This is a genomic window from Nitrospinota bacterium (assembly GCA_035528715.1).
In the GTDB taxonomy this organism is placed as follows: Bacteria; JADFOP01; JADFOP01; order DATKYB01; family DATKYB01; genus DATKYB01.
Genome location: DATKYB010000112.1, coordinates 1 through 2,602 on the forward strand (window position 1 = coordinate 1; position 2,602 = coordinate 2,602).

Genomic DNA, 2,602 nt, shown 5'->3' on the forward strand with positions numbered 1-2,602 from the left:
TACGTCAATTCAGAGGTAAATAGGTTGTTAGCGGGGGCCCGGAGATAACTTCAAAGGGTCACCGCTTTTGTTCTTTGAATAGTTGCTGTGGCGAAAATCGAGACGCAAATACTGAGTGGAGATAAAGAGACCTCCTGTCTATTAGCCGTAAATATTCGGAATAGATTTTAAAAAAAGCTTTGCTGGGTAGGCAATAAACTAAAAGGTGGTGAGCCGAGGAATTCTGAGCATCTTTTTTCCGGTATGTAGGTAGAACAAACCGTTGCAGGTGTAGCAAAGTACAAGCCAATCCTGCCAGCAACTATTCTTTTTTAAAATAAGCTGGCGTTGGTGCAAACCCTAACCAACATTTAACAATATGACAAACTTACTACACAAAATGAGAAACAGTTGGCTCCGAAAAGACGAAGCCAAGAAATCAATCCATGAACTAACAAGTTCGGAGAAAGAGGTTATTAAACTTCTGTCTCTCGGTCATTCAGCAAAAGAGATTGCCGAGATTTTGTCACTGTCAGTATTGACGGTGAATACCCATCTGCATAACATCTACCAGAAGATAGGTGTTCGTTCTGCCACCCAGGCTGTCCGCTATTACATCTTTGCGGAATACGGATTAATAGATTTAGAGGCTGATTATCCATTCTTAAAATATGTCTGACACTGAAATAATGGCCTTATGTGAAAAGGTGGCCCAGGATGCTATAACAAGAGCTCTTTTAGCTTTTGGAATCAAGAACCAAATTAGGCCCTGGGTCACTTTTAACTACGCTCTGAAGATTTTGAAACCACACGGGATAGGGCGCAGGAAACTTGACAAAGCACTACTGCGGAATACCGTTGAATGGAAGATAAACGGCAGGAACATTTTAATCAAAAGAGAAACACTTAAAAACCTTATAAACTATGAAAAATGAAATTAAAAAAATCGAACCAAAGCAACTTGATGAAGCTTTGAATAATTCAGGTTTGGCAATACAGGAAGGTGAAGAGATTAAAAAATCATATCTCCCCTTTTTAACTATGCTTGCAGAGGCACAATCTCAGGCGTCAAAAATAAATTTTGAATCTCCATCTGAATTAGATGAAAATATTGCCCGTGAATTAAGGCTTAAAACGGTTAAGATAAGAACGGCTGCTGAAAAGCTTAAAGAAGAGAGGAAGAGGATCTATTTACTCAGGGGTAATCTTGAACAGGCTTCCTATAATATCATTGCTGCTTCCTGTAAATTAACAGAAGAGGTGTTTTTAAATGTTGAAAAGGCACGTGAAATAGCCGAAAAGAAAAGGCAGGAGGCTTTGCGGAGGGAAAGGGAGGAAAAATTAAGTCCCTATGCTGAAGATTTGGTAATCTATCCTTTAGGACTGATGAAAGAAGATGAATTTGAGGCTCTTTATATCAGTCTTAGAACTGTCCATGAAAATAAATTAGCTGCTGAAAAAAGGGCTGAGGAAGAAAGATTGGCTAAAGAAAAAGCAGAAGCAGAAGAAAGAGAAAGGCAAAGACTCGAAAATATCAGGCTTAAAAAAGAGGCGGAAGAAAGGGAAAAGCAAATTGCAATCGAAAGAGAAAAGGCCAGAAGGGAACAAGAAAAAAAGGAAAAAGAACTTCAGATTGAAAGAGAAAAAGATGAATTAGAGCGAAGAATGCTTGAAGAAAGAGCCCGTAAAGAAAGAGAAAAAAGGGAAAATCTTGAGGCCATAATAAGAGTAAAGAGAGAAGCTGAAGAAAAGGCAAAACGGGAAGCAGAAAAAAAGAAAAGGATGGAAGAGAGAGCTAATCATCTTGCTCCTGATAAAACAAAGCTTTTGAATTTCTGTCAAACAATAAATGATTTACCCCGACCTGAAGTAAAAAGTATTGAAGCTGCAGACATAGCGTCCAAGGCCAATATATTATTGTTCAAGACAGTAAGTTTTATCAAAGAAAATGCTAATAAGTTATAACCTCATAGACTATGTCTGAAGATTTATTTAACGATATAAGCAACCAAAACAAGCTATACAATTTGGAGTTCAGGGTTGCAGAACTGGAAAAAAAGGTTAGGCTTCTTGATGAGCTTATCGAGATGCAGATGGGAATAAATGCAGCAACCATTGAAACTTTTAAAACCATCAGCCATGAATAAAGACTGTATTTATTATGACGAATGTGACATCAAAGGACTTTCAGTTTGTTGCGGGGCTAAAATATATGACGACCTTGATATTTGCTCCGATTGTAGAGAGTATACGAGTGCCTTTTGTGAGGACTGTCCAGACTATATAAATGAAGAAATCTTGAAAGATTGTGAAGATAGGGCAAAATATTAAAACCAAAGAAAAATGAAAGAACTAATAACCGAAGTAAAATTTACTAAGGAGAAACAAACACAATTTGGGACTCTTTATCAATTTGCTGTTTCTTATGATGGCAAAACGGCTTTTTATAGTTCTAAATCAAAAGATCAGAAAAAGTTCATTTCTGGTGAGGAAGCAGAGTTTACAGAAGAAGAACGAACATACACTGATAAAAATGGTAATCCTGCTTCATTCCTTGTTATTAAGCCAGTATTTCAGCAGCGTCAATCCAATTATGGTAAGAATCTCAATAAGGAAAAATCTC

At 37.2% G+C, this 2,602-nt stretch carries 6 protein-coding genes; all 6 read left to right on the forward strand.

Going from position 1 to position 2,602, the window contains the following annotated elements:
• Window positions 1–379: 379 nt before the first annotated feature.
• Window positions 380–658 (forward strand): helix-turn-helix transcriptional regulator, encoded by a 279-nt coding sequence (locus VMW81_08145; protein HUU50914.1) that lies wholly within the window; start codon window positions 380–382, stop codon window positions 656–658.
• On the forward strand, window positions 651–914 hold the full coding sequence (locus VMW81_08150) for a hypothetical protein (GenBank protein ID HUU50915.1): 264 nt from the start codon (window positions 651–653) through the stop codon (window positions 912–914). The genes VMW81_08145 and VMW81_08150 overlap by 8 nt, the downstream gene beginning before the upstream one ends.
• The gene (locus VMW81_08155; protein ID HUU50916.1) at window positions 904–1,944 is read left to right on the forward strand and encodes a hypothetical protein; all 1,041 of its coding nucleotides are present in this window, start codon (window positions 904–906) and stop codon (window positions 1,942–1,944) included. The genes VMW81_08150 and VMW81_08155 overlap by 11 nt, the downstream gene beginning before the upstream one ends.
• Window positions 1,945–1,955: 11 nt before the next feature.
• Entirely contained in the window at window positions 1,956–2,126 is a 171-nt protein-coding gene (locus VMW81_08160; GenBank protein HUU50917.1) for a hypothetical protein, read from the forward strand.
• Window positions 2,083–2,310: a hypothetical protein gene (locus VMW81_08165; GenBank protein HUU50918.1), complete on the forward strand. Its 228-nt coding sequence runs from the start codon at window positions 2,083–2,085 to the stop codon at window positions 2,308–2,310. The genes VMW81_08160 and VMW81_08165 overlap by 44 nt, the downstream gene beginning before the upstream one ends.
• Before the next feature lie 12 nt (window positions 2,311–2,322).
• Window positions 2,323–2,602: hypothetical protein (locus tag VMW81_08170; protein HUU50919.1), on the forward strand; the 280-nt coding region annotated here is incomplete at its 3' end.

What these genes read in the sequence shown, in the direction of transcription:
- VMW81_08145 (HUU50914.1), top strand. Translation starts at nt 380, where the DNA reads ATGAGAAACAGTTGGCTCCGAAAAGACGAAGCCAAGAAATCAATCCAT.
- VMW81_08150 (HUU50915.1), top strand. Translation starts at nt 651, where the DNA reads ATGTCTGACACTGAAATAATGGCCTTATGTGAAAAGGTGGCCCAGGAT.
- VMW81_08155 (HUU50916.1), top strand. Translation starts at nt 904, where the DNA reads ATGAAAAATGAAATTAAAAAAATCGAACCAAAGCAACTTGATGAAGCT.
- VMW81_08160 (HUU50917.1), top strand. Translation starts at nt 1,956, where the DNA reads ATGTCTGAAGATTTATTTAACGATATAAGCAACCAAAACAAGCTATAC.
- VMW81_08165 (HUU50918.1), top strand. Translation starts at nt 2,083, where the DNA reads ATGCAGCAACCATTGAAACTTTTAAAACCATCAGCCATGAATAAAGAC.